Origin of the sequence: Actinomadura sp. 9N407, assembly GCF_044326315.1 — a bacterium.
GTDB lineage: Bacteria > Actinomycetota > Actinomycetes > Streptosporangiales > Streptosporangiaceae > Spirillospora.
In genome coordinates this window covers 17,844-39,294 of the sequence record NZ_JBIRAW010000056.1, presented here as the reverse complement: position 1 = coordinate 39,294, position 21,451 = coordinate 17,844, and the positions used below count along the sequence as shown (strand labels likewise).

Annotated in this window: 22 protein-coding genes and 1 tRNA gene; 5 read left to right on the top strand and 18 right to left on the bottom strand. The window is 70.4% G+C overall.

Annotated features, from left to right (window positions below):
- Positions 1 to 147 precede the first annotated feature (147 nt).
- The 7 genes from ACH34Q_RS45725 to ACH34Q_RS45695 form a co-directional block, all read right to left on the bottom strand.
- Complete coding sequence (locus ACH34Q_RS45725; RefSeq protein ID WP_395989535.1) at positions 148 to 411, bottom strand: hypothetical protein; 264 nt, start codon at positions 409 to 411, stop codon at positions 148 to 150.
- Between the two features lie 141 nt (positions 412 to 552).
- Positions 553 to 1,740, bottom strand: coding sequence for a serine hydrolase domain-containing protein (locus ACH34Q_RS45720; RefSeq protein ID WP_395989534.1), 1,188 nt, complete (start codon positions 1,738 to 1,740; stop codon positions 553 to 555).
- A gap of 82 nt (positions 1,741 to 1,822) precedes the next feature.
- On the bottom strand, positions 1,823 to 2,470 hold the full coding sequence (locus ACH34Q_RS45715; protein ID WP_395989533.1) for a hypothetical protein: 648 nt from the start codon (positions 2,468 to 2,470) through the stop codon (positions 1,823 to 1,825).
- 153 nt (positions 2,471 to 2,623) lie between these two features.
- The gene (locus tag ACH34Q_RS45710; RefSeq protein ID WP_395989532.1) at positions 2,624 to 3,277 is read right to left on the bottom strand and encodes a response regulator; all 654 of its coding nucleotides are present in this window, start codon (positions 3,275 to 3,277) and stop codon (positions 2,624 to 2,626) included.
- Entirely contained in the window at positions 3,274 to 4,476 is a 1,203-nt protein-coding gene (locus ACH34Q_RS45705; protein WP_395989531.1) for a sensor histidine kinase, read from the bottom strand. The genes ACH34Q_RS45710 and ACH34Q_RS45705 overlap by 4 nt, the downstream gene beginning before the upstream one ends.
- Before the next feature lie 293 nt (positions 4,477 to 4,769).
- Positions 4,770 to 5,966, bottom strand: a complete 1,197-nt coding sequence (locus tag ACH34Q_RS45700; RefSeq protein ID WP_395989530.1) for an AAA family ATPase — start codon at positions 5,964 to 5,966, stop codon at positions 4,770 to 4,772.
- Positions 5,967 to 6,215: 249 nt separating this feature from the next.
- On the bottom strand, positions 6,216 to 7,226 hold the full coding sequence (locus ACH34Q_RS45695; RefSeq protein ID WP_395989529.1) for a pirin family protein: 1,011 nt from the start codon (positions 7,224 to 7,226) through the stop codon (positions 6,216 to 6,218).
- A gap of 81 nt (positions 7,227 to 7,307) precedes the next feature.
- Here ACH34Q_RS45695 and ACH34Q_RS45690 point away from each other — a divergent pair, with 81 nt between their 5' ends.
- Positions 7,308 to 7,769, top strand: a complete 462-nt coding sequence (locus ACH34Q_RS45690) for a MarR family winged helix-turn-helix transcriptional regulator (RefSeq protein WP_395989528.1) — start codon at positions 7,308 to 7,310, stop codon at positions 7,767 to 7,769.
- A 27-nt stretch (positions 7,770 to 7,796) separates the two neighbouring features.
- Here ACH34Q_RS45690 and ACH34Q_RS45685 read toward each other — a convergent pair whose 3' ends face one another.
- Positions 7,797 to 8,183: a hypothetical protein gene (locus ACH34Q_RS45685; RefSeq protein WP_395989527.1), complete on the bottom strand. Its 387-nt coding sequence runs from the start codon at positions 8,181 to 8,183 to the stop codon at positions 7,797 to 7,799.
- A gap of 201 nt (positions 8,184 to 8,384) precedes the next feature.
- Between ACH34Q_RS45685 and ACH34Q_RS45680 the strand changes: the two genes are divergently transcribed.
- Positions 8,385 to 9,074: a M15 family metallopeptidase gene (locus ACH34Q_RS45680; RefSeq protein ID WP_395989526.1), complete on the top strand. Its 690-nt coding sequence runs from the start codon at positions 8,385 to 8,387 to the stop codon at positions 9,072 to 9,074.
- A gap of 34 nt (positions 9,075 to 9,108) precedes the next feature.
- On the opposite strand, the gene ACH34Q_RS45675 is transcribed toward ACH34Q_RS45680, so the two are convergent.
- Positions 9,109 to 9,279 carry a hypothetical protein gene (locus tag ACH34Q_RS45675; RefSeq protein WP_395989525.1) on the bottom strand — a complete coding sequence of 57 codons (171 nt, stop codon included), beginning with the start codon at positions 9,277 to 9,279 and terminating at the stop codon, positions 9,109 to 9,111.
- Between the two features lie 57 nt (positions 9,280 to 9,336).
- Here ACH34Q_RS45675 and ACH34Q_RS45670 point away from each other — a divergent pair.
- Positions 9,337 to 9,426, top strand: a tRNA-Ser gene (locus ACH34Q_RS45670).
- A 34-nt stretch (positions 9,427 to 9,460) separates the two neighbouring features.
- On the opposite strand, the gene ACH34Q_RS45665 is transcribed toward ACH34Q_RS45670, so the two are convergent.
- The 3 genes from ACH34Q_RS45665 to ACH34Q_RS45655 form a co-directional block, all read right to left on the bottom strand.
- Positions 9,461 to 10,324, bottom strand: coding sequence for an SDR family NAD(P)-dependent oxidoreductase (locus tag ACH34Q_RS45665; RefSeq protein WP_395989524.1), 864 nt, complete (start codon positions 10,322 to 10,324; stop codon positions 9,461 to 9,463).
- Positions 10,315 to 11,298: an alpha/beta hydrolase gene (locus ACH34Q_RS45660; protein WP_395989523.1), complete on the bottom strand. Its 984-nt coding sequence runs from the start codon at positions 11,296 to 11,298 to the stop codon at positions 10,315 to 10,317. The genes ACH34Q_RS45665 and ACH34Q_RS45660 overlap by 10 nt, the downstream gene beginning before the upstream one ends.
- Positions 11,299 to 11,494: 196 nt before the next feature.
- On the bottom strand, positions 11,495 to 13,762 hold the full coding sequence (locus ACH34Q_RS45655; RefSeq protein ID WP_395989522.1) for a MinD/ParA family protein: 2,268 nt from the start codon (positions 13,760 to 13,762) through the stop codon (positions 11,495 to 11,497).
- Between the two features lie 158 nt (positions 13,763 to 13,920).
- Here ACH34Q_RS45655 and ACH34Q_RS45650 point away from each other — a divergent pair, with 158 nt between their 5' ends.
- Entirely contained in the window at positions 13,921 to 14,877 is a 957-nt protein-coding gene (locus tag ACH34Q_RS45650; RefSeq protein ID WP_395989521.1) for an NAD(P)H-quinone oxidoreductase, read from the top strand.
- Positions 14,878 to 14,897: 20 nt separating this feature from the next.
- A complete protein-coding gene (locus ACH34Q_RS45645; RefSeq protein ID WP_395989520.1) occupies positions 14,898 to 15,425 on the top strand; it encodes a bacterial proteasome activator family protein in 528 nt (175 codons plus the stop codon).
- Positions 15,426 to 15,461: 36 nt separating this feature from the next.
- Here the strand turns inward: ACH34Q_RS45645 and ACH34Q_RS45640 are convergent, their stop codons facing one another.
- The 6 genes from ACH34Q_RS45640 to ACH34Q_RS45615 form a co-directional block, all read right to left on the bottom strand.
- Positions 15,462 to 16,265: a Cof-type HAD-IIB family hydrolase gene (locus tag ACH34Q_RS45640; protein WP_395989519.1), complete on the bottom strand. Its 804-nt coding sequence runs from the start codon at positions 16,263 to 16,265 to the stop codon at positions 15,462 to 15,464.
- Positions 16,266 to 16,344: 79 nt separating this feature from the next.
- Complete coding sequence (serS, locus tag ACH34Q_RS45635) at positions 16,345 to 17,604, bottom strand: serine--tRNA ligase (protein ID WP_395989518.1); 1,260 nt, start codon at positions 17,602 to 17,604, stop codon at positions 16,345 to 16,347.
- 58 nt (positions 17,605 to 17,662) lie between these two features.
- Positions 17,663 to 18,469 carry a class I SAM-dependent methyltransferase gene (locus tag ACH34Q_RS45630; RefSeq protein ID WP_395989517.1) on the bottom strand — a complete coding sequence of 269 codons (807 nt, stop codon included), beginning with the start codon at positions 18,467 to 18,469 and terminating at the stop codon, positions 17,663 to 17,665.
- Positions 18,470 to 18,554: 85 nt separating this feature from the next.
- The gene (pheA, locus tag ACH34Q_RS45625; protein ID WP_395989516.1) at positions 18,555 to 19,484 is read right to left on the bottom strand and encodes a prephenate dehydratase; all 930 of its coding nucleotides are present in this window, start codon (positions 19,482 to 19,484) and stop codon (positions 18,555 to 18,557) included.
- Positions 19,485 to 19,597: 113 nt separating this feature from the next.
- On the bottom strand, positions 19,598 to 20,056 hold the full coding sequence (locus ACH34Q_RS45620; RefSeq protein ID WP_395989536.1) for a DUF4446 family protein: 459 nt from the start codon (positions 20,054 to 20,056) through the stop codon (positions 19,598 to 19,600).
- On the bottom strand, positions 20,056 to 21,444 hold the full coding sequence (locus ACH34Q_RS45615) for a glycosyltransferase 87 family protein (protein WP_395989515.1): 1,389 nt from the start codon (positions 21,442 to 21,444) through the stop codon (positions 20,056 to 20,058). Before ACH34Q_RS45615 ends, ACH34Q_RS45620 begins: the two co-directional genes overlap by 1 nt.
- Positions 21,445 to 21,451: the final 7 nt, after the last annotated feature.

Here is a 21,451-nt window from a genome sequence, read left to right as displayed (position 1 = left end):
CCTTTTCCAGCGCTGCGAAGGGCGAACACGCCACGAGTCAACGGAAGGGGCGGCGCGGCGAAGGGGGCACTGGAGCCATGCGAAGGCCGCATCCGCGGTCGTACGGGCGGATGCGGCCCTCGGGTCATCGTCGCGTGACGGCGGAGATCACCAGCTGTCTACGGCGTCGTCCAGCCGGCGGTCGCGCTCGCGGGCGTCGTCGGCGTCGCGGCGGGTCGCGAAGGGACCCTGCTCGTCGCGTTCGGACGAGAACTCGTTCTCGGTACCCGACGTCAGCCGGTCCTCGTGCCGCGGCGAGGAGAGGTCCTCGTTCTCCGGCCGGGATGACGCCATCTCGTCCCGGTCCTCCCGGCGGGACGAGGCGTACCGACCCTCTTCCGGCCGTTCCTGCCGCTGACCGCGGTTCTTCATGTCTCCCCCTGAACAGAAAGCGCGCCTCCAACGGCGCGAACACACCGCGTTATACCCACAACACCCGAAGTAACCGCACTGATCCGACAGGCCGCAAAGTGGGTGATTGCCCAGCCAGCATGGATGTTTTCGGGGGATGCGCTACCGAGAGGCCCTCGACCGATCCCGGCAGAGCGCCGTCTGGACGGCGTTCTTCATGTCGTCGCTCTGCGCGTCCGAACCACCCGGGTCGAGGTTCACCATGATCGTCGCCTGGCCGCCGTCGACCGTGGCGCCGGCCGCGGTCTCGTATCCGAAGATGTCACCGCCGTGCCCCCAGTACAGACCGCCGCAGGGCAGTCGCCTGCTCTCCAGGCCGAGGCCGTACGCCCGACCGCCGGAGTCGCCTGTCGGCCGGGTCCGCATCATCTCCCGCAGCTGGGCAGTGCGCAGCAGCCGGCCGTCGACGAGCGCACCCAGGAACCGGCCGACATCGGCACCACTGGAGATCATCTCGCCGGACGCGCCCGCGACCGACGGATTGAACGCGGTGACGTCCAGGAGCGGCGCGTCCTGTCCCGGTCGCGCATACCCGCGCGGGTGCGGTCCAGGGATCACCAAGGCGTCACCCGGCACGGACGTCGCGCGCAGGCCCAGCGGGGTGATGATGCGCCGGCGGATCTCCACGCCCCAGGTGCGGCCGGTCACCTTCTCTATGAGCATGCCGGCCAGCAGGTAGTTGGTGTTGGAGTAGCCCCAGCCGGCGCCGGGCGCGAAGACCGGCGGGTGTGCGAGGGCGAGCTTCACCAGATCACTCGTGTCGTGGTGGGCGAGCGGGTCCTTGAGGATCTCCCGCGGGTCGAGGTGGTCGAGGTAGTCGGGTACGCCGCTGGTGTGTTGCAGCAACTGGCGGACGGTGATCTTCCGCCCGTCGTTGCCTTCTCCACGGACGACGCCGGGCAGGTAGCGCTCCACCGCCGCATCGAGCGAGATGCGATGCTCTCCCACCAGCTGGAGTACGACCGTGGCCACGAACGGCTTGGTCATGCTCCCGATCCGGAAACTGCTGTCGCGGGGAACCGGCGCACGGGTGTTCACGTCCGCGACGCCGCTGGTCAGCACCATGTCGCCGCGCCGATCCCGCATGTGGAGGAGCGCTCCAGGCCCGCCGTCGACCGTGGTCAGCCGATGCATGAGCTGACGCAGCCGAGCCTGGTCAGCGCCATTGCCGACTCCGGCCGCAGTATCACCGGCCTGCGCCGCGGCGGTGCCGGTCAGCGCGGTCACCGCGACAGTGGCGGCCACGGCCAGAGTGAGTGCGCGACCCAGCGCACGCTTTTGCTTGATCATGAGTGCTCCCCTAGGTGTCCTAGTAGACCTACGTGTCCAGCAGATCCGTTCCAGCAGATCCGTGTGTCGGTCCCGCGTCCGGCTAGGCCGCCACGCGGGCCTCGGCCCGGGGGTACGCGGGGGAGGACGGGCTCTGCTCGCGGGTGGACGGCTCGCGGGTGGACAGGAAGAGTGCGAGCCAGATCAGCGCCGCACCGGCCGGGAGCAGGTCCAGATCGAGCGTGATGCCGGCGAAGCCGAGGGCGACCAGGGCGGGACTCAGTGCGGCCACCGCCTTCCGTCCCGGGGTGACGACCGCGAACTGGACGAGCAGCGCGAGCAGCCCGATCATGAAGAACATCGGGCCGATCTCGTAGACGGCCTGGGGAAGTACGGCGGGGAGGTCGGCGTACCGGTCGGCGAGCATGCTCTTCTCGGCCGGGTCCGCAGCCTGCAGGCCGACGACGATGTCGATGATCGCGACGCGGACGAACGTCACCAGTCCGAAGGCGGCGACCGCGGCCGTGACGCCTGCCGCGACCCGGCGTGCGGTGCCGCCGGCCGTGGCCCGGACACGGCCGTACAGTCCGGCGATCACCCCGCCGTACAGCAGGAGGGAGGCGAGAAAGAGCAGATGGCCCACCGTCCAGGCGGGTCCTGGCCCGTGCTGCCCGTCACGGCCGTCGACAAGCCGGACGACACCGTACGCGAGCATGAGGGCGGGGGCGAGATGGAAGGCGATCCTGGTCATGAGCGGTTCCCTGGGGTTCGAGACCTGCGTTCTTACACTCTCGATCTTCGGGGAACCGGCGGCCGGGCGGATCGCCGCCGCGGGCGGTCTTCGAGCATCGGTGACGCGGGGGAGGACCCGGTCGCGACTCCCCCGTGCGACGGAGCCGCCGCCTCAGGCAGGCTCGATCAGCCGGGTCTCGTACGCGGCGATGACGGCCTGGACACGGTCGCGGATGCCGAGCTTGGCCAGGACGTTGCTCACGTGGGTCTTCACGGTGTGCTCGCTGACGACCATGGCCGCGGCGATCTCCGCGTTCGACAGGCCGCGGCCCAGGAGGTGCAGGGTCTCGCGCTCCCGTTCGGTCAGGACCGACAGGCGGTCTGAGGTGGTCGTGCCGGCGCGCGGGCGGTTGCGCGTGATGTCGGAGATGAGGCGGCGGGTGACGGCAGGCGCGAGCAGCGACTCCCCCGCCGCCACCACCCGGACCGCGTGCACGAGGTCGTCGCGGCGCACGTCCTTGAGCAGGAACCCGCTCGCACCGGCGTAGAGCGCGTCGTAGACGTAGTCGTCCTGATCGAACGTGGTGAGCATGATCGCGCGGGTCCGGGTCTCCGCGCACACGACCTTCGCGGCGTCGATGCCGTCCACGCCCGGCATCCGGATGTCGAGCAGCACGACGTCGGGGTCGTGTTCCCCTACGGCGGCGATCGCGGCGGCGCCGTCGCCCGCCTCGCCCACCACCTCGATGCCGGGCTGCGCGTTCAGGATCATCGCGAAACCGCTCCGGACGAGCTCCTGGTCGTCGGCGAGCACCACCCGGATCACGCGACCACCGTCGCGGCGTAGGGGAGCCGTGCGAAGACGCGGAACCCGCCGTCCGGCAGGGGGCCGGCCTCGGCCGTACCGCCGCAGGCGACGACGCGCTCCCGGATGCCGATGAGGCCGTCGCCGCCCCGCCGCCAGCCCGGGTCCCTCTCGTCGTGGCCCTGCCCGTCGTCGGTCACCGTGATCTCCAGTTCGTGGTCGGTCCAGCGGAGCCGGACCTCGGCCACCCGCGCGTTGGCGTGCTTGACCGTGTTGGTGAGCGCCTCCTGCACGATGCGGTACGCCGCCAGGTCGGCGTCGGAGGGGAGGTCGCGGGCCACTCCCTCGACCGCCAGCCGCACGTGGACCTGGGTGCGGTCGACGTGCTCGACCAGGCCGGGAAGCGTGCCGATGGTCGGCTGGGGCGCGCGTTCACCGTGGTCCTGCTCCTCCTTGAGGATGCCCAGCATGCGGCGCAGCTGGGCCATCGCGTCCCGGCCCGCGTCGCCGATCGCGTCGAAGACCCGTTCGGCCTGCTCGGGATCGGTGCGGACCACCACCGGGCCGGCCTCGGCCTGAACGACCATGATGCTGACGGCGTGCGCGAGCACGTCGTGCATGTCGCGGGCGATGCGGGCCCGTTCCTCCGCCGCCGCCCGCGCCGCCTCGGCCTCGCGTTCACGTTCGAGCGCCTCGCGTTCGCGTTCGAGCTGCGCGGAGCGTTCCAGCAGCGCGTTCGACCGCTCCCGCGCGGTCCGCGCCAGCGTGCCGAGCAGGAACGCCGTCATGGGCAGGAGCAGCGTGAACATGAACTCGCCCGCGTCGTTCTTCTTGATGAGCAGCGCGCCGGGCGGGATCGTCGCCACGAGCACGCCGATGAAGCCCCAGCGCTGCCAGCGATGCCGCCCCAGGGCGGCGAGGGTGTAGATGGCCACCAGCGCGCCGTACTGCAACGCCTGGCCCGGACGGTCATGCAGCGACACCCCCATGGCGAAGCACGCCACGACCAGCGCGATCGCGAACGGCGCTCGCCGCCGCCACACGAGCGGCACGACCGTGCCGAGGTTGAACGCCACGCCGAGCGGCGTCACCTCCGGCGCCGTGGCGAGCGGTACGAACACCGGGACGGCGACCGCCGCGGCGACGAGCACGTCCACAAGACGGCCGTCACCCGCACGCAGCCGGGTGGGGAGACCGAAACCGCGGAACCGATCCGACATTCACCCAGTATCGGCCGGTACGAGCCATGATCACCTCGTTCGCACGAGTGATTTCGCCGGTAGGTCTCGCTGGGGGCCAGGTGGAGTTGGCGTTCTATACGGGTCTCTAGGGACGGTTTTAGAGATCGGTAGAGAAGGCGAGGATCGACGATCGCGAAATCTAGGCCCCTCTAGGGCCTGACCAAGAGCGACGGATACTTCGCTGGAGAGCAGCGTCGATGGAGCTTTCTACGACTCTCTAGCAAGATCGCTAGAGAGAGATAGAAAGTGATGAGCAGGGGCCCGATCCGAGGTCAGGCGGGTTGGGAGCGGAGGAACTTGCCGAAATGCGGAACGGTGAACGCGACCAGGCCGCGTTCGGCGCTGTAGATGAGGCCCTTCTTGATCAGGCCGTCCCGAGCGGGCGAGAGGCTGGACGGCTTGCGGCCCAGCTCGTCGGCCACGGAGGCGGTGGCGACGGGGTCGTCCCCCAGCATCGCCATCGCGCGCATGTAGTCGCGCTCGGCCGGAGTGGCCCGCTCGTAGCGGCTGCCGAAGAAGCCGACCGCCAGCTCGGTCTCGGCCTCAGGGGCCGCCACCTTGATGTCGTCGGCGGTGATGGGCGTGTCGGGTGCGACGTCCCAGACGACCTTGGCGTACGCCTGGACGAAGTAGGGGTAGCCGTCGGCCGCGCCGTAGAGGGCTTCGAGGGCCTCGGGGGTGAACGTGACCTGCTCGCGTCCGGCGGGGGCCATCAGGGCGTGGTCGGCGGACTCGCGGTCGAGCCGGTCGATGCGGGCGTACCGGAAGAGGCGCTCGGAGTAGGACTTGCTGGCCGACAGGACCGCCGGCAGGTGCGGCAGGCCGGCGCCGACCACGATCAGCGGACCGCCGACCTGGGACAGCTCGTGGCAGGCGGCGCAGAGCGCGGAGACGTCGTCGGCCGGGATGTCCTGCATCTCGTCGACGAACAGCCCGATGCCGGCGCCGACGTCGGTGGCCACCGAGGCGGCGTCCACGAAGAGCTCGGTGAGGTCGATCTCCAGATCGCCGGAGTCGGCGCGGCCGCGCGAGGCCGGGACGTCGATGCCGGGCTGCCAGCGGTGCACCCGGGCCTTGCCCCGGCCGCCGCTCGGCTCCTCGCCCGCCTGGGCGAACGCCTTGAGCACGCCGAGGAACTCCTCGATGCGGTCGGGGGCGCGGTGCCGGGGGGCGAGCTCGCGTACGGCCATGTGCAGGGCCGAGGCGACGCCGCGGCGGATCGACTGGTCGGGACGGGCCTCGATCTTGCCCGTCCCCCACAGCCGCTGGATGGCCATCGAACGGAACGCGTTGAGCAGCACGGTCTTGCCGACGCCGCGCAGTCCGGTGACGATCATGCTGCGTTCGGGACGGCCGCGCGCCACGCGTTCGAGCACCACCTCGAACTGCCGTAGCTCACGGTCGCGGCCGGCCAGCTCCGGGGGGCGCTGCCCGGCACCGGGGGCGTAGGGATTGCGCACGGGGTCCACGCTCTCGGACTCTATGAGCCGATATAGCTGAGGCCGTAGATTTGCGTAGAAACTCGTACGGCGTGTCGCGTGCGCGTCCCGCCGCCCCCGGCAGCGCGCCTTCGTATCGAGGTCGGCTTCCCGGCCGATCGCGGTCACCGTCGCCACCGTTGCCACCTCCCCGGGCGCGCATGCGTGCGAACGTGCTGGTCGAACCTGTGTTCGACTATTCGAACACAGTAGCGCACAGGGAGGCGGCCGTCACCCGAATCACTCCAACGACTCGTCCGCACTCGACAGATGCGGAACGTGCTCCGCCGGGATCGTCCCCATCCGTCCCGCCTGGAAGTCGTCGAACGCCTGGACGATCTCCTCGCGGGTGTTCATCACGAACGGCCCGTACCGCGCGACCGGCTCCCGCAGCGGCAGACCGCCCAGGATCAGGATCTCCCAGCCGTTGGGGCTGCCCTGCGGCTGGCTGTCGGCCGCCCGCAGCAGCAGTCCGTCGCCCTCGCCCTTGTGCTGCGAGCCTCCGAACACCGCCATCTGGCCCTCGTCGATCCCGATCTCCTCCACACCTGCGGTGCCGCGCCCGGACAGGACGTACACCAGTGCGTTGAACTCGCGCGGCCACGGCAACGCCAGCCGCGCCCCGGGGGCCACGGTCGCGTGCAGGTAGTTGATCGGCGTGTACGTGACGCCCGGACCGTCGTATCCGGCCAGCGAGCCCGCGATGACCCGTACGAGCGAGGAACCGTCATCGGCCGCGAGCAGCTTCACATCGCGTGCCTCGATGTCCTGGTAGCGGGGCTTGACCCACTTCTGGGCGCGCGGCAGGTTCACCCACAACTGGACGCCATGGAACAGGCCGCCCTTGGCGACGAGTTCCGGCGGCGGCTGCTCGATGTGCTGAATACCGGACGCGGCCGTCATCCATTGGGTCGCGCCATCCGAGATGAGCCCTCCGCCACCACTGGTGTCCTGATGCTGGAACGCGCCGTCGATGATGTACGTGACGGTCTCGAACCCTCTGTGCGGATGCCAGGGCGTCCCCATCGCCTCGCCGGGGGCGTACTCCACCGCTCCCATGTGGTCGAGCAACAGGAACGGGTCGGCCAGCGGTAGATCCGTACCGGGGAAGGGGCGCCGTACCTGGAAGCCCTCGCCCTCGAGGTGGCGCTGAGCGGTGACGACCTTGGCGACGCGGCGCCAGCCCGTCTCGCTCTCGGGCAGGCGCGGCAACCGGGGCAGCGTGAGCGGATCCGCCATGACAGCAGGCATCGGGCTCTCCTTCGGTAGTTAGTTGAAAGATAAACTACACGAATTTGGTTGAACTTTCAACATGCACCTATACTGCACGGTATGAGCGAACCACGCTGGCTCGACGCCACCCAACAGCTCGACTGGCGGGCCTACGTGGACGGCAGCGTCAGGCTGAACGAGATCATGGACCGCGAACTGAAGGCCGGCCACGGGCTGTCGGTCGCGGAGTACGAGATCCTCGTCCGGCTCTCCGAGGCACCCGACCGGCGCCTGCGGATGGCCGAGTTGGCCGCCCACGCCAGCCAGTCCCGCAGCCGCCTCTCGCACACCTGCTCCCGGCTCGAGTCCAAGGGGCTGGTCAGGCGGGACAACTGCCCCAACGACAAGCGCGGCGTGTTCGCGCACCTGACCGACGAAGGGTACGCCACCCTCGAACGCGCCGCCCGCGACCATGTCGAGACGGTACGGAACTTCTTCGTCGACGTCATCGACCCCGACGACCTGGCGGCGATCGGCCGCGCCTTCACCCAAGTGGTGAAGCGCATCGGCGAAGTGGGCTAGAGCGGCGGCCGGCTAGAGCGAGGCTCGTTAGAGCGTCAGGCCGGTGAGGAAGCCCACCGAGACCAGCGTCAGGAACACCCAGCCCAGCATCATGCCGAAGCCGAACGGCCGCCACACTCCCCGTACCTTCACGACCAGCAGCCCGCCGAGGCCGAACGCCAGCACCAGCAGCGTCACCATCTGCGGCAGCAGGCTGGGCCTGCGGCTCATCATGAGCGGCGCGTACATCATCACGGCGTCCACGAACAGGAACGTGAGGAATCCGCCGACGGCGGGCGCGAGGTCACGGCGCGGCGGTATGTCGAAACGGCGCCACTTCAGCCGCAGCAGCGGCCCGTCCCGCTCGGACTCCACCGAGGACGCGACCGCGAAGATGTCGTCTTCCAGGCTGGGATGCTCCTGAGGATCGCCCATGCCGGCTCCCTGGCCGGGGGAACGCCGGGGGTCGACCCCGGCTCGGGGTGAACGGATCGGCGTGGCGTGCTCGCCCCCGTCCCCTTACGACGGGCACGCCCTCAGACGCACCGTAGCGAATACCGGGTCCCACGCGAAGCCGCCTCGACGTGCGATCCTGCCGTCATGCCAGGCAGACGGCTTATCAGCACAACGGTTCTCGTGACGACCCTCGCCACCACCGTGACCGGATGTGGCCGCGACTCCGACCCGGAGCCGACGAGCCCGGCCCCGCCGCCGACCGCCACCGGCGCGCGGCCGAGCAGCCCGGAGGCGAGCCCGCAGGGCTTCCAGTCCCAGATCAAGAAGGTCACCGCGAAGGACCTCCCGCACTCCTGGCGCAAGGGCTGCCCCGTCGCGCCGTCGGGCCTCCGCATGATCGAGATGACGTACTGGGGCATGGACGACAAGCCACACACCGGCGGCCGGCTCGTCGTCAACGCCGATCACGCCGAGGACCTCGTGAAGGTCTTCCGCAAGCTGTACGACGCGCGCTACCCCATCGAGCGCATGGAGCCGGTCGACGCCTACAAGGGCGACGACTTCGACTCGATCGAGGCCAACAACACGTCCGCGTTCAACTGCCGCAACGCCACCGGGTCCGGCAACTGGTCGCAGCACGCCTACGGCACGGCCGTCGACATCAACCCGTGCGAGAACCCCTACGTCACCGCGAGCGGCAAGGTCGCCCACAAGGACTGCGTCAAGTTCAGGGACCGCGACCGCCGCGACCCGGGCGTGATCCACGACGGCGACAAGGTCGTGAAGGCGTTCGCCTCCATCGGCTGGGGCTGGGGCGGCGACTGGGACGGCACCAAGGACTACCAGCACTTCTCGGCGTCCGGCCGCTGACGCTCGGCCCCCGATCCTCCGGCCCCGGCAGGGATCAGAGCATCATCATGAGCAGGATCGCCACGATCACGACGACGGCGACCACCGCGACGATGCCCACGACGAGTCCGGCGTTCACCTTCGAGGACTTCTCGGCCGGCCGCTGCGCGGCGAAGTTCTGGAACTGGTGCGTGGTCCCGGCCGGGTCTTTCGGAGTCTCAGACATGCGGACGAGGGTAACGGATCACTTCGGCAGGCGACCCGCTATCGTGGTGGCTGCTCAGGAGGCTTCGCATAGTGGACGAGTGCGGCGGTCTTGAAAACCGCTGGGCGGGTATCCCCCGTCCCGTGGGTTCGAATCCCACAGCCTCCGCCCTGCTCAGCGCGTACGCGCCCCCCGCAATGGGTTACTCGACCACCGACTTGCTGTAGGTGGGCGGGTCTCCCAGGACCGCTCGGTGGGACGCTGGCTGCTTGCCGTCGGTGTCGACGACGCCCAACTGCTCGCCGAGTTCGGCACCGATGAGGACCTGGCCGCTCCAGCTCATCAGTTCCGGATGGCGGGCGAGGGCGTCGATGATCCGGCCACTGAATTCCGGGGACTCGGCGGTGGCGGCGATCCCCTTGTAGCGGTCCGGGACGGAGTCGAAGAGCGCGGTGTTGCGCTCGGTCTTCAGCAGGCCCATCCAGAGTGAGATGACGGCGACGTTGTACGGCTTGAAGTCCACCGCCATGTCGTGAGCCATCTTGTCCACGGCGGCCTTCCCCGCACCGTAGGCGGGGCCGTGCATATAGCAACTGCCGCCGAACGAGGAAGTATTGACGACCAAGCCCGCCTTGTTCTTGGCCAGGAGAGGACCCGCGTAGTAGGTGGCCACATAGGCCGAACGCATTCCTACGTCGAACATGTCCTGCAGGGCAAGCGGCTTCTCCCAGAACGGACCTTTGGCCGTCAGTCCGTCCGGGATCGTGAACGCGTTGTTCACGAGGATGTCCAGCCTGCCGGACTCGCGCTCCACCTGCTTGAACAAGGCTTCCACTTGCGCGTCGTCGGAGTGGTCGCAGATCACCGGGATGCCGACACCGCCCCGCCTGGTGATCTCCTCCGCGGTGGCGGCGACCGTTCCCGGCAGGTCCGCGTCGCCGGCGGAACGGGTACGTCCGGTCACGTAGACCGTGGCCCCGGTCTCGCCCAGGGCCAGCGCGATGCCCTTACCGGCACCGCGGCTGGCACCCGTCACCAGTGCTACCCGGTCTTCGGTCAGGCCCATTCGCTCTCCTCTTGCCTGGCGGTGAGGAACTCCAGCATCGCGGCCGTCGTCTCCTCCGCCTTCTCCAACTGCATCATGTGGCCGGCCTGCTTGATCATCCGTACGGCACGCAGGTCGCCGTGGTGGTCGTTCAGCTTGTCCAGCGGATCGGGGCCGTGCCAGGCCTCCAGATCGACGTCCTGCTCGCTGCCGATGAAGTAGAACGGGACCGTCGTCTTCCCGTCCCCGTACGACTTGCGGTACTCCCAGTCGAGGTCCATGGCCCGGTACCAGTTCAGCCCGCCGGTGAATCCGCTGCGGCTGTAGTCGGCGACGTAGAACTCCAGTTCCGTTTCCGTCAGCCAGGACCACGGCAGCGGCGGCGTCTCCGGGAGCGCGTCGATATAGGTGGTGCCCGGTGGTTTCCGCCAGACATCGAGATAGTGGTAGTCGCTGGAGAGCGCGTAGAACACCTTGCGCAGGAATTCGCGAGGCGCCGCGGCGAGATCGCGGTCGGCGACACCGGGCTCGATGAAGTAGTGGATGTGGTTGAAATGCTTCTTCGCCTGCTTGGCCGCGAGCGTCAGGGGCGACTTGGTGCTGGGGGTGAAGAACGGGTTCTCCAGCCCGATGATCGCCGCGACCCGGTCCGGGTGATGGTGCGCGAGGTCGTAGGCGGAGAACAGGCCGAAGTCCAGCCCGCTGAAAACCGCCTGCCGCGCACCCAGATGGTCGAGCAGACCGACGAGGTCGCCCACGATCCGGTCGACGGTGTATTCGTGATGGTCGTCCGGGCCGCTGGTCTGCCCCATGCCCCGCATGTCGGGCGCCACGACGCGGAAGCCCGCGTCGGCGATACGACCGATCTGGTGGCGCCAACTGAACCACGTATGGGGAAAGCCGTGCAGGAGGACGACGAGCGGTCCCTCACCCTGCTCGACGTAATGGACGTCGAGTCCATTGATCCGCGCGTACCGATGACTCCAGCCGGCCATGCATGGGCTCCTTCGGTGGGACGCCTGCTCAGGTTCGACTGTGCGGCATATCACCGTCGTCCCGCATCGGGCCGTCTCACTCAGCAGGATCTTTCCTGGCCGAGCCTGCTCGGGGCGTTCGCCGGCCATTCGCCCGAGCCGGCCGTTCACCCGCGTGGCCTCCCCTGCCCGCGCGGACGCGGGCAGGGGACGGGCCTTACTCGCCGAGCGGGCGCTGGTAGCCGAGGCCGTCGCCGACCACGGCGGCGAGGTTGAGGTACGCCTCGCGCGTGTGCGGGGCGAGGGCCTCCAGCTCGACCTCGGCGCCTTCCTCCAGGTGGTCGTCGTACGGGATGCGGACGACGGCCCGGCAGCGGCTCTCGAAGTGGGCTTGGAGCTTGTCCAGGTCCACCTGGCTGCGGGTGCGGTTGCGGACCATCGACAGCACGACCACGCCGTTGCGGACCAGATGGCCGTGGTCGTGGGCCTCCAGCCAGTCGAGCGTGGCGCTGGCCGAACGGGCGCCGTCGACCGAGGGCGAGCTGACCAGGACGAGCTGGTCGGCCAGGCTCAGCACCCCGGCCATCGCCGAGTGCAGCAGGCCGGTACCGCAGTCGGTGATGCAGATCGAGTAGTACTGCTCCAGGACGACGGCGACGGCCGAGTAGTCCTCGGCGCTGAAGGCCTCGCTGACGGCCGGGTCCCGGTCGGAGGCGAGGACCTCGAGACGGGCGACGTTCTGCGAGGTGTAGCCCCGGACGTCGGCGTAGCGGTGGATCTGCTCGCGGCCGTTGAGCAGGTCCCGTACGGTCGCCGCGGTCTCCAGCTTGACCTTGTCGGACAGGGTGCCGCGGTCGGGGTTGGCGTCCACCGCGATGACCCGGTCGCCGCGCATCGACGCGAGCATCGAGCCGAGGCACGTCGTGGTGGTGGTCTTGCCGACGCCGCCCTTCAGCGACATGACGGCCACCCGGTGGTGTCCCCCGCCGACCGGCTGGCGCGCCCGGGCGATCAGGTCCTTGCGGCGCGACTCGGTCTGCGACTCACCCGGGTGGACGCTGCCCGCGGTCGCCTTGTAGACGGCCCGGCGCCATCCTGAGGACGGCGCGATTCGGCGTTCGCCGAGCAGGTTCTCCGAGCTGAGGCTTTCGGCGGTCTCCGGCTGCGGCGGCTGCTGGGGATAGCCCTGCTGCTCGTATGCCTGCTGCTCGTAGCCCTGCTGGTACGGGTTCGGGGACATACCCGGGATGAGGTGGTCCGCCGGAGGAATCTGCGCGGGCGGCCCGTACCCCTGCTGCGGCGGCGCCTGACCGGCGTTGTACGGGACGCCGCCCTGAGGAGGCTGGGGCGGCATGCCCTGCTCGCCCTGATCGGCCGGCCCGTACGGCGGGTACTGCGATGCGCCCTGGGGAGGCTGGGGCGGCAGTCCCTGCGGGGGCTCTGGCTGACCGAACTGCCCAGGCGGGAACGGCGGCAACTGCTCAAGCGGCGGAGCGCCCTGGCCGTTGCTCGGAGGCTGATTCGGAGGCTGGTACGGAGCGTTCCCGCCGTCCGGCTGCTGCGGCGGGCCCTCCGGGAAGGGCGGCTGCGGAAGAGGGGGCTGGTTCGCGTTGAACGGAGGCTGCCCCTCCGGGAACGGAGCGGGCGTGAACGGCGGCTGACCCTCACTGTAGGGCGGCTGGCTCGGGTTGAACGGGGGCTGGTTCGGGTTGTACGGGGGCTGGCCCTCACCGAACGGGGGCTGGCCCTCGTTGTACGGGGGGTGCGGCTCGTTCGAGGGAGGCTGGGGAAGCGGGGGCTGCTGGTACGGGGGCGGCGGGGGCCCCTGGTCCGGCTGCTGGAAGTTCCCGGCGTAGGGGGGCGGGAGCATTCCGCCGTCGAAGGGCTGCGGCATGGGGCCGCCCTGGTACGGAGGCGGCGGAGGGGCCGCGTACGGGGGCGGGGCGTTGAAGTCGTTGTACGCGGGCGGGAAACCCGGGGGCGGAGGCATCGCGCTCTCGCCGGGAGGGGTGAAGCCCGCGTTCTCGCCGGGAGGGGTGAAGCCCTCCTGAGGCGGGCCGCCCTGCGGGGGACCGTCCTGAGGCGGGTCGCCCTGAGGCGGGCCCGGAGGGGGTCCGAGCGGCGGGCCGCCCTGGAACGGTGGGGGCGCGGCCAGCCAGGGGTTCAGTTCGGACTCGGAGGGCGGCGCCGATCCCTGCCGGGCTTCGGAGGCGGCCACCTGCTCGCCCGGCTCGACGAGTGTCGCCTCATCGTTATCCGGACCCTCTGCGTTCGCAGGGTTCTCGGGATTCGCTGAACTCTCTGAGCTCTCCATGTTCCCCGAACTCTCTGAACCGGCCGCGTCCTCCGAGGGCGGGACGGGTTCGCCGGCGGCGGGCTTGGGCGCGGGCGGGACAGCGGACGGCCCTGTGGCCTCGCTGTTCATCGCGTCCAGTGACGCCAGACGCTCCTCCAGGGAGCGTCCGTCGTGATCGTTCCTTGCCACCGTCTCTCCCCTCGGCCGCGCCACAAAGTCGGGTTCAGGAGCGGGTAGGCGTCGGCCCATCGCAGGATACCTGTGTACCGATACCTCCCCGTGTGCCATTACCACGCAACCCAGCGCGCATCCCGTGGACCCCCGGTACGCCCGGTAGCGTGATCGGTATGCATGCGATCGTGATCCGTGAGCCTGGAGGCGCCGACGTCCTGGAATGGACCGAGGTACCCGACCCCGAGGCGGGGCCGGGCGAGGTGCTCGTCGACGTGGTGGCCAGTGCGGTCAACCGGGCCGACGTGATGCAGCGGCAGGGGTTCTACAACCCGCCGCCGGGCTCGTCCCCGTACCCCGGGCTGGAGGTCTCCGGACGCGTCGCCGCGCTCGGCGAAGGCGTGACCGGCTGGCAGGTCGGGGACGAGGTGTGCGCGCTGCTGGCCGGGGGAGGATACGCCGAACGGGTGGCGATACCCGCAGGCCAGCTGCTGCCGGTGCCCAAGGGGGTCGATCTGGTCGAGGCCGCAGGACTTCCTGAAGTGGCCTGCACGGTCTGGTCGAACGTCTTCATGCTCGCGAAGCTGCAGAAGGGCGAGACGTTCCTCGTCCACGGGGGCAGCAGCGGCATCGGGACGATGGCCATCCAGCTGGCGCGGGCGCACGGGGCTCGGGTGCTGTGCACGGTGGGCACCGAGGTGAAGGCGGCCCGCTGCCGGGAGCTCGGGGCGGAGACGGCGATCAACTACCGCGAGGACGACTTCGTCCGGTACGGCCCGTACGACGTCGTCCTCGACAACATGGGGGCCAAGTACCTGGCCCGCAACGTGGAGTCGCTGGCCGCGTGCGGCCGCCTGGTCGTGATCGGGCTCCAGGGCGGGACGAAGGCCGAGCTGGACCTGAACGCGCTGCTGCGCAAGCGCGCGGCCGTGCATGCGACGTCCTTGCGGGCCCGTCCGTTGAACGAGAAGGCCGCGATCGTGGCGTCGGTACGCGAGAACGTGTGGCCGCTGCTGGAGTCGCGGGCCGTACGGCCGATCGTCGACCGGACGTTCCCCATGGCCGAGGCCGCCCAGGCCCATCGGATTTTGGAGGACAGCGGTCACATCGGCAAAATTCTGCTGAGCGCGTGAGACGGGAGACGGGAGACAACATGAACCAGCCTTCGGAGAACGACAAGGAGCCGCAGGTCCTCGTGGTCGGTCCGAACGGGATCGCGATGGAGGGCGGCGACGGCGGGTCCGGCGAGAAGTCGATCACGGACATGGTCGAGCAGCCGGCCAAGGTGATGCGGATCGGCGGGATGATCCGGCAGCTGCTGGACGAGGTGAAGGCGGCACCGCTGGACGAGGCCAGCCGGGCCCGGCTGCGGGAGATCCACCAGTCGTCCATCAAGGAGCTGGAGGACGGGCTGGCGCCGGAGCTGATCGACGAGCTGGAGCGGCTGTCGCTGCCGTTCGACAAGGGCGAGGTGCCCAGCGAGGCCGAGCTGCGGATCGCGCAGGCCCAGCTGGTCGGCTGGCTCGAGGGGCTGTTCCACGGGATCCAGACCACGCTGTTCGCCCAGCAGATGGCGGCGCGGCAGCAGCTGGAGCAGATGCGGCGGGCGCTTCCGGCCGGGATGGTCCCGGCCGAAGAGGAGAAGCCCGGCCCCCGCCACACCTCAGGCCCGTACCTGTAGGGCCCCGGCCGAGGCTCGGCCCCGCCAAGGGCCCCGCTACGGAAACATCTTCTCCAGGACCTGGGCGACGCCGTCCTCGTCGTTGCTGGCGGCGGTGAAGGTGACCGTCGCCAGGACGTCGGGGTGCCCGTTGGCCACGCCGTAGGAGGTCCCGGCCCAGGTGAGCATCGGCAGGTCGTTGGGCATGTCGCCGAACGCGGCCACCTGGGCCGAGGTGATCCCCTGCTCGTTGCAGAACTCGGCCAGCGCGCTGGCCTTGGTGATGCCCTGGGCGCTCATCTCCAGCAGGCCGCGGCCGGAGGAGTGGGTGACGGTGACCAGGTCGCCGACCGCCTTGATCGCCTTGGCGGCCAGCGAGTCGGGGTCGGCGCCGGGGTGGAAGGCCAGCAGCTTGGTGCCGCTGCGGCTGACCAGGGTGTCGTTGTCGACGGGCCGGCCGCCCAGCGCTTCGGCGTCCCAGCGGCCCAGGTTGTAGCGGGCCTCGAAGACGAACCCGCTCGGGTACTCCACGGCGAACCGCAGCTCCGGTACGGCCTGCCGCAGCCGCTCGACCACCTGGGCGATGACCTGCGGCTCGATCATGCTGGTCCGCAGGATCCGCTCGGTGTGCAGGTCGTAGACGACCGCCCCGTTGGCGCAGATCGCGACGCCGTGGTGGCCGACCGCGCCGGCGATCTCGTGCATCCAGCGGGGCGGCCGCCCGGTGACCATGACGAGGGTGGCCCCGGCGCGCTCCACCCGGCCCAGGGCCGCGACGGTACGGGCCGAGACCGTACCGTCGGAGCGGACGATGGTCCCGTCGAGATCGGTGGCGATCAGCCGTGGCGTGAAGTCCGACATGTCACCTTCCAGTCCCACCGCGCCCCGTTCGTGGGCAACTGGAACACACCTTAGGCGATGGGTCGGTCATCCCCGACGATCAGCGTTTGAGGGGTTCCAGGACGTCAACGCCCAGGTACTTGCGCAGCGCCTCGGGCACATGGACCGAGCCGTCGGCCCGCTGGTGGTTCTCCAGGATGGCGACGATCCAGCGGGTGGTGGCCAGGGTCCCGTTGAGGGTGGCGACCGGCTGGTTCTTGCCGTTGCCGTCCTTGTGCCGTACCGACAGCCGCCGGGCCTGGAACTCGGTGCAGTTGGACGCCGAGGTCAGCTCGCGGTAGGCGCTCTGCGTCGGTACCCAGGCCTCGCAGTCGAACTTGCGGGCCGCGCTCGTGCCCAGGTCTCCGGCCGCCACGTCGATGACGCGATACGGCAGTTCGACCTTGGCGAGCATCTCCTTCTCCCACTCCAGCAGCCGCAGGTGCTCCTGGTGGGAGTCGGCGGGGTCGCAGTAGGAGAACATCTCGACCTTGTCGAACTGGTGTACCCGGATGATCCCGCGGGTGTCCTTGCCGTACGAGCCGGCCTCCCGCCGGAAGCAGGACGACCAGGCCACGTACCGCCGCGGCAGATCGCTGATGATCTCGTTCATGTGGTAGCCGGCCAGCGGTACCTCCGACGTCCCCACCAGGTAGAGGTCGTCGGCGGGCAGCTGGTAGATCTCGGAGGCGTGCGCGCCGAGGAACCCGGTGCCCTCCATCGCCTCGGGCTTGACCAGCACCGGCGGGACCATCGGCACGAAGCCGCTCTCGATCGCCTGCTCCATGGCCAGGTTGAGCAGCGCGAACTGGAGCCGCGCGCCGATCCCGGTCAGGTAGTAGAAGCGCGCCCCGGACACCTTGGCGCCGCGCTCCATGTCGATCGCGCCGAGGCTCTCGCCCAGTTCGAGATGGTCCTTGGGCTCGAAGTCGAACGCGGGCGGCTCGCCGACGTGCTCCAGGACCACGTAGTCCTGCTCGCCGCCGGGCGGGACGCTCTCCTCGATGACGTTCGGCACGCTCTTGAGCAGCGTGTCGAGCTCGGCACCGAGCCGGTCGGCCTCCGCCTCGGCCTCCTTGACCTGCTGCGACAGCTCCTTGGCGCGGGACATCAGCGCCTGCCGCTCGTCCCCCTGCGCCCTGGAGACCGACTTGCCGAAACTCTTCTGGTCCGCGCGCAGCCGCTCGAACGACGACAGCGCGCCGCGCCGCCGCTCGTCCAGGTCGAGCAGGGTGCCGACGACGTTCTCATCCTCGCCGCGGGCGCGCTGGGAGGCGCGCAGCCGCTCGGGATCCTCTCGAAGAGCTCGCAGGTCAATCACAGACCCGAGGCTACCGCCACAAGACCCCGCAAGCGCGCGAGTTTCCGCCCGCCACGAGTCAACGGAGGGTGGCGGTGGCGAGTAGGGCGTGGGCGGGGAGGGACACCTGGTCGGCGGTCACCGTATAGCGGGTCATGATCTGGTCATAGGCGGTCTTGATCCGGTCGATGGTGGCCGGCTCCTGCCGGGCGAGGATCACGCCGTTGCTGCCGACCCGCGCCAGCGCGCAGCTCTCCCACCACTCCTGCGGATCGACGACGTGGTTCCAGGTGAGCGGCTCCACCTCGACCTCACCGAATCCGGCGCCGCGTACCAGTTCCCTGAACGGGGCGCGCTGCCCGTACTCCATGAACGGCGACACCGGGAGGTCGTCCGGCCAGGGCACGCCGACCTCGTCCATCGCCTCGCGGACGATCCCGAGGGCACCGCTGCCGGGCATCTCCCAGCAGGTCAGCGCCAGCCGCCCGCCGGGCCGCAGCACCCGCCGCAGCTCGCGCAGCGCCACGCCCGGCTCGCCCACATGGTTGATCACGAAGTTGCCGACCACGGCGTCGAACGCGGCGTCCTCGAACGGCACCTCGGGCAGCACCGCGACCCGTACGTCCAGGCCCGGGACGTTCCGTGCCGCCGTTTCGGCCATCCCCGGGTCCGCGTCGATGGCCGACACGTCGACGTCCCGCCGTACCGCCTCCGCCGACACGACCCCGGTGCCGGTCCCCACGTCCAGGAGCCTCGTACCGGCTCCGGCCTTCACCGCGTCCAGCAGCGGCCCCGCGGTGTACGCGGTCAGTCGCGCGAACCCCTGCTGGTAGGCCGGTGCCCGCCCGGCCCACAACTCCCGCTCGTACGCGTCGAACGTCGTCATCCCCGCAGCGTACGCGGCGCCCTACTGGACATCCACGTCGTCGCCCGGCCCCTCGATCGCGAGGTCGGCCCGGCCGAGGGCCCGTTCAGGCGTGGGGTTGTCCCGAGCGGACGGACTCCAGCCAGGCGGCGGCCTCGGTGAAGTCGGCGTCGTGCGTGCCGCGCCGGATCTCGGGGCGGACCTGGTCGGCGCGGGCGTACGAGCCGAGGAAGCGGACGTCGGCGCAGACGCGGCGCAGGCCCATCATCGCCTCGCCGACCCGGGCGTCGGCGACATGGCCCTCGAAGTCCAGCCAGAACAGGTACGAGCCGAGGCCGGCGCCGGTGGGGCGGGACTGGATCAGGGTCAGGTTGATGCCCCGGATCGCGAACTCCTGCAGGATCTCCATCAGCGCGCCCGGGTGGTCGTCGCCGATGAGGGCGACGGCGGTCGTCCGGTCCATCCCCGAGGGCGGCGGGGGCGGGCAGGGGCGGCGCAGGGTGACGAAGCGGGTGACCGCGTCGGCGACGTCGTGGATGTCCTCGGCGAGGATGGACAGGCCGTAGCGGGCGGCGGCGAACGAGCCCGCGAGGGCGGCGTCGTAGTGGCCGTCGGCCACGTGCTGGGCGGCCTCGGCGTTGGAGGTGGCGGCGCGCCACTCGGCGTCCGGGACGTACTCGCCCAGCCAGCGGCGGCACTGCGGCTGCGCGTGCGGGTGCGAGGCGACGGTCTTGATGTCGGCGAACGCCGTGCCCGGCCGGACCAGCAGGGCGAACGAGACCGGCAGGTGGATCTCGCCGACGATCTGCAGCGGCTCGCCGGTGGCCAGCTCGTCGACGGTCGTCGGGACCGAGCCCTCGACGGAGTTCTCCAGGGCCACGACGGCGGCGTCCACGTCGTGCCGGCGCAGGGCGTCGAGTGCCGCGGGAACGGTGGCGTACGGCAGGTGCTCGGCGCCGTAGCTGTCCGGGACCGAGTGCAGCGCGGCCTCGGTGAAGGTGCCCTGCGGCCCGAGGTACGCGTATCGCTGTGGCATCAAATGGCTCCTCCCGCCCGACGTCTGAGGCGCGCGGGCGGGTGTGCGGCGAGAAGGGTGTGGAGAGCACCGAGTCTACGGGGCGGCTTCCCGCGTTCCGTGTGCGGCGGCCCTCAGGGCGTGGGGGACGGGGATCTGGCGCCGTTGCCGAAGTCGGCCAGCGGGTCGGCCATCGAGATGACCGGGCCCTTGCCGAGCCGGGCGGCGCGCAGGACCTGGTTCTCCTCGGGCGAGAGCGACTCGATCGGGTGGCCGTCGCGGACGGCCTTGGCGTACGTCCGGGTCTCGGTACGGCCGTTGATCGAGCTGAGCACCACGCCGTCGCCATTGGCGTTGATCATGGCGAGCGAGAAGGACCGGTGGCCGGACATCTCCTTGAGCGCGTCGTAGTGCACGATGGCGAGATCGCGCAGCGCCTGGCGGTCGGGCCCGCCGCCGGCGGACTGGAGCTGGCGCCTGAGCAGGTCCGCGCACTCTTCGACGACCTGGTTGACCCGGTTGTGGGCCACCACGGCGATGGAGAGTCCGGCCACGCCTGCCACCACTCCGGCGACGGTCATCGCGACGAGCATCACGGGGCGAGCGTACCGACCTCCGCCGGGTCGCGCGAAGGATCCTCACGAACCGTTTCGGTACGGCCGAGCCGCTTGACCAGCCAGTGACCGAGCAGCACCACCATGATCACGGCCGCCAGCCCGAACGCGTCCTGCACGATCTTGCCCGGGACCTTGGTGATCAGGCCCTGCTGGAGGCTGATCAGCTTGGCCCCCCACCATGGCAGCGGGAACAGGAACCAGACCCAGGCCACGGCCGCGATCCGGCATCTTCGCGTGTCCCGCCCATCTCCCACCAGAGCGCCGATCACCGGGACCATCCACACCAAGTGGTGGATCCAGCCCACCGGGGACAGCAGCACGGAGAGCAGCCCCACGATCGCGACGCCCGCCAGCCGCAGGCTGTGCGCGTCCACAGGGCGCGTGCCGGAAGCGGCCAGATCGTCGCCCAGCAGGGTGGCGCGCCTGGTCATCCGGAACCCGAAGTACGCCATCACCGCGAGCAGGACCAGCCACACCAGCGAGCCGAACGGGTCGGGCAGGTAGATCCGCGCGATCATGCCGTTGATCGCCTGGTTGGTGGTGCCGTTGATCGCCCCGGTACGGTCGCCGCCCTCCAGCAGCGCCCCGAACCAGTAGTCCACCGAGTCCTGGGGCAGCAGCGCGAACGCCGCCAGCGTGGCGGCCCCGGCCGTCATGACGGCGTTGGCCAGCGCGTCCCGGCGGCCGGTGATCAGGAAGTAGATGAGGAAGACCCCGGGCACCAGCTTGATCGCGACCGCCAGCCCGACCAGCACGCCGCGCGGCCAGCGGGTCCGGCCGGGCGCGCAGTCGGCCAGGCACAGCGCCATCAGCAGCACCCCGACCTGCCCGAACCTGGCCTGGTCGAACACCGGCATCATCCAGGCGGTGGCACCGAGCAGGGTGCCCATCGCGACCGGAGCCCAGCGCCCGGTCCGCCGGATCAGGTCGCGGAACGAGTACCAGACCACGACCGCGAGCGCCACGTACAGCAGCACCATCCACAGCCACTGCGCGGCCGTCCAGGAGATGATCGTGAACGGCACCGCCAGCAGCGCGGCGAACGGCGGGTAGGTGAACGGCAGCAGCTGCGGCGGCTGGGTGAGCACCTCGTACAGCGGTGCGCCGCGCAGGATCGCGCGGCCGCCGTCCCGGTAGACCTCCAGGTCGACCAGGCGCTGGTCCGGAGGATTGGTGAGCCACCACACCACGATCGGTGCCACGGTCACCACGACGATCGCGATCCCGGCCAGCAGGATCAGCAGCTCCGGCGGGGTACTCCACCGCCGCGCGAACCTCCGGGCAGCGGCCCGTACGGCAGCGCCGTCCGCGGCCCTGTCGGCGGCGCCGCCGGCGGCGCCACGGACCTCATTGCCTTCGCCCATGCCCCCC